The organism is Syntrophorhabdus sp. (genome assembly GCA_012719415.1).
Classification (GTDB): domain Bacteria; phylum Desulfobacterota; class Syntrophorhabdia; order Syntrophorhabdales; family Syntrophorhabdaceae; genus Delta-02.
Window position 1 is genome coordinate 1 of record JAAYAK010000312.1, and the last position, 3,452, is coordinate 3,452.

4 protein-coding genes and 1 riboswitch are annotated in these 3,452 nt (G+C 58.1%); all 4 genes read left to right on the plus strand.

Annotation, left to right across the window (positions count from 1 at the left end):
* Nucleotides 1-51 precede the first annotated feature (51 nt).
* A riboswitch (FMN riboswitch) is annotated at nucleotides 52-206 on the plus strand.
* A 126-nt stretch (nucleotides 207-332) separates the two neighbouring features.
* The 4 genes from ribB to GXX82_17400 all read left to right on the plus strand — a co-directional run bounded on the left by ribB (nucleotide 333) and on the right by GXX82_17400 (nucleotide 3,300).
* Nucleotides 333-1,007: a 3,4-dihydroxy-2-butanone-4-phosphate synthase gene (gene ribB, locus GXX82_17385; protein ID NLT24818.1), complete on the plus strand. Its 675-nt coding sequence runs from the start codon at nucleotides 333-335 to the stop codon at nucleotides 1,005-1,007.
* Between the two features lie 13 nt (nucleotides 1,008-1,020).
* On the plus strand, nucleotides 1,021-1,422 hold the full coding sequence (locus GXX82_17390) for a RidA family protein (protein ID NLT24819.1): 402 nt from the start codon (nucleotides 1,021-1,023) through the stop codon (nucleotides 1,420-1,422).
* 344 nt (nucleotides 1,423-1,766) lie between these two features.
* Nucleotides 1,767-2,273, plus strand: a complete 507-nt coding sequence (locus tag GXX82_17395) for a C50 carotenoid epsilon cyclase (GenBank protein ID NLT24820.1) — start codon at nucleotides 1,767-1,769, stop codon at nucleotides 2,271-2,273.
* Nucleotides 2,274-2,823: 550 nt separating this feature from the next.
* Nucleotides 2,824-3,300, plus strand: a complete 477-nt coding sequence (locus tag GXX82_17400) for a universal stress protein (protein ID NLT24821.1) — start codon at nucleotides 2,824-2,826, stop codon at nucleotides 3,298-3,300.
* Nucleotides 3,301-3,452 lie beyond the last annotated feature (152 nt).

Genomic DNA, 3,452 nt, shown 5'->3' on the forward strand with positions numbered 1-3,452 from the left:
AACCGTTTTCGGTTTTTGACAGCGGCCCCACGGTTGGTGTATCCTTTTCGAGCTTATTCTCAGGGCAGGGTGAAAGTCCCTACCGGCGGTATCCCGGAGAGTTGGTCCGGGGAGCCCGCGAACGCTCCTTTCGATCGGAAAGGAGGTCAGTAGATCTGGTGAGAGGCCAGAGCCGACGGTTACAGTCCGGATGGAAGAGGATAAGACAGCATTAGCCCCTGCAAGACCGCCTCGGGTCCGTGACCCGGCGAGAGTCTGTCCGTACGGACGCCATAGCTGTCATCTCTGTGCCCTGATTCTGGTAAGCCCATCTTAGTCGAGGAGGTATTGCCATGGATCGAACACTGTTAGCACGTTTTGGGGACCCCGTCGAGCGTGTGGAAAACGCCCTCTCTTCCCTGAGGGCGGGACGGGGGGTGCTCGTCACCGACGACGAGGACCGGGAGAACGAAGGCGACCTGATCTTCGCCGCCGAGACGCTCACCGAGGCCCAGATGGCCATGTTGATCCGGGAGTGCAGCGGCATCGTCTGCCTGTGCCTGACCCCGGAGAAGGTGCGTTCCCTCAGCCTCCCCATGATGGTCGAGCGCAACTCCAGCCGGTTCCAGACGGCTTTCACCGTGTCCATAGAGGCCGCCCGGGGTGTAACGACGGGTGTGTCCGCAGCCGATCGGGTTGCAACGGTGAAAGCAGCCGTCGCCGACGAGGCGAAGCCGGAGGACTTAAGCCGCCCGGGACACATCTTCCCCTTGAGGGCCCGACCCGGGGGCGTCCTGGAGAGGCAGGGGCACACGGAAGCGACGGTCGACCTCGCGAGGATGGCGGGGCTTAAAGCCTGCGGTGTGCTCTGCGAGCTTACGAACCCCGACGGGACCATGGCCCGCCTGCCGGACATCGTGACGTTTGCCGAGACACACTCCATGCCCGTCGTCACCGTCGCGGACCTCGTTGAGTACCGCCGCGCGAGAGAACTGATGGCGAGCCAGGGGGCAGGCACATATCGATAAAGGAGCGACAACCATGGAAAAAGAATGCCATAACATCTACGAAGAGATGTATGAACGCAAGCAATTCACCTGGAGCGACGGGGTGAAGAAGGGCAAGATCATTGCCATCTCCGGCTCGGTGGCCACAGACATGAACCACCGGACCGTCCACGCCGGCGACCTTGAGGCGCAGGTCCGTTATATCTACGAGAGTGTGAAAAAGCTTCTCGAAAAGATGGGGGCAAGCATGGACGATGTCATCAAGACCACGGACTACATCGCTCCCGAGGCAGTTCCCGACTATCTGAAGACCGCCGCCATACGGAGGGAGTACTTCCGGAAAGGCAGCTATCCCGCAGCGACGGGGGTCGTGGTCCACAGCCTGCTGCGTCCGGACTGGCTCATCGAGATCGACTTCCTGGCGGTGGTAGATTGAAGACGGTTTCAGGGTTCAAGAGTTCAAGGGTTCAAGGGAAAGATCTAAAGATAGATCTCTCTTTCTCGTGCCGACAAAGATCCATCTGGATGCGGTAACCTTGAAGCTTTTTTCCCTTTCTGTTAAGCTTCAAGGCACTTGGCGCGATAACACAGGCATATACGGTTCGTTTCAACTATCTATGAACAGGAAGGATACGGCAATCGGCCGTTCCATTGTTTCAGAGCTGCAGGACAGCAAGACAGTTTCCTTTTCATGGAACTCTTGAACTCTTGAACCCTGAAACCATCTTAATGACAGGAGGATTTACCGTTATGATCGCATCACGTACCCGCATTTTCTCAATGTTCGCACTCGTTCTCGGCCTCACGTTGCTCGTGTGCTTTACGGTCCCCGCTGAGGCAGCCCCCCAGGCAGCGCCGAAGGCCGCGCCCATCGAACAGTACAAGGATACCGCCAAAGTCATGACCCACAGCTTTGCCGCCGCCCTGGGCGGGGCCCTGGCGAACGTGAAGAATGAGAAGGACCGCGCCGCCCTGATCCGGTCCTTTATCGCCCCGGTGCGCTTCTACGCCGATAATTCGGGATATTTCTACGTCTACGATTCAAAGTGCGTCAACATCGCCCATGCCGCACAGAAAGACCTGCAGGGCAAGAACCTGTACGATTACAAGGACACCAAGGGCAAATACGTCATCCGCGCTCTCCTCGAAGCCGCGAAAAAGGGCGGCGGATTCGTCGATTTCTACTGGGTAAAACCGGGTTCCAAGACCGAGGCGCCCAAACTGGGCTACGTTGAACCCATCCCCGGCACAGACTACTTCATCGGCACGGGCGTATACCTGCCCTAGAAAAGAGACATTATCTCTCGCCCGTTCGTCGCTTGCGCTCCTCTCTCGAGTTCGCAGAGGACGCAGAGAGAGACCAAAAGAGAGAAAAGACTGCCGCCGGATTTCGAAGCCTACCAAAATCCGGCGGCCTTCTCGTCCCGCCGTCCCGGCGGGAGAGAAACAAATAGTTTTTTTATCCTGAACAAGCTATCCCCCCTCATCTTCCCTGTAGTCATAGGTCCTATGGGTCCTATACCCCATCCTCCAACCCCCACACTACCTTACCCCCCAAGACTTCCATCCCCCCACCTGAAACCAAGCTCCTTCTTTGCCTCCCGTCCCAGACGGGATGCAAAGCCGGCCGGATTTTGGAAGGCTTCGAAATCCGGCCGAATCGTTTCTCTGCGATCTCCGTGGACTCAAGCGAAGCGGGCGAGAGGAAAGTCCTTGAGCCTTACCTCGACGGCGGACTGCCCATACCCGCGACAGGGTCGGGCGTATCCCTTTCGTGTTGTGCATCCGGGATAAGGTGCTAGGCTTAATAGTAGAGCTTGCAGCAAAAGGAGGGGCCATGGATGAGAGGAATGTCTTGATCGCCTTTGATGGTTCCGAGAGCGCCTTCAAGGCTGTGAACTATGTGGCGGACCAGTTCTCGGGGCTCAGGGATATCAAGGTAACGCTACTCTATGTCATCCCGAACATACCGCCGCAATTCTGGGATGATGGGCATATCCTCACGGCCGAGGAGAAAGAGGAGCGACAGGTGGTCATCGACAGGTGGTTCGCGAACCAGAAGATGGTGCTCGAGCCCCTCTTTGAGAAGGCACGCCGGCTGTTCGCGGAGAAAGGTATCGAGGGCGGGCAGATCGAGACCATGGTGGCCGGCGACACGGTGACGGTGGCAGAAGCGATCCTCGAGGAGGCAAAGTCGGGCCGGTACCGTACGCTCGTCCTTGGCAGGCACGGCGCGGTCCCTGTCCTTGCCGGCGGGCTCGCTGCGACCATCCTGCATAAGGGGGCGGGGCTGGCGGTGTGCATCGTGGAGTAGGCGAAAGACGAAAGACAAAAGCATTATCTCTCGCCCGTTCGTCGCGTTCGCTCCTCTCTCAAGATCGCAGAGTTCGCAAAGAGAGGAGAAAAGAGAGAAAAGATTGCCGCCGGATTTCGAAGCCTACCAAAATCCGGCGGCCTTCTCGTCCC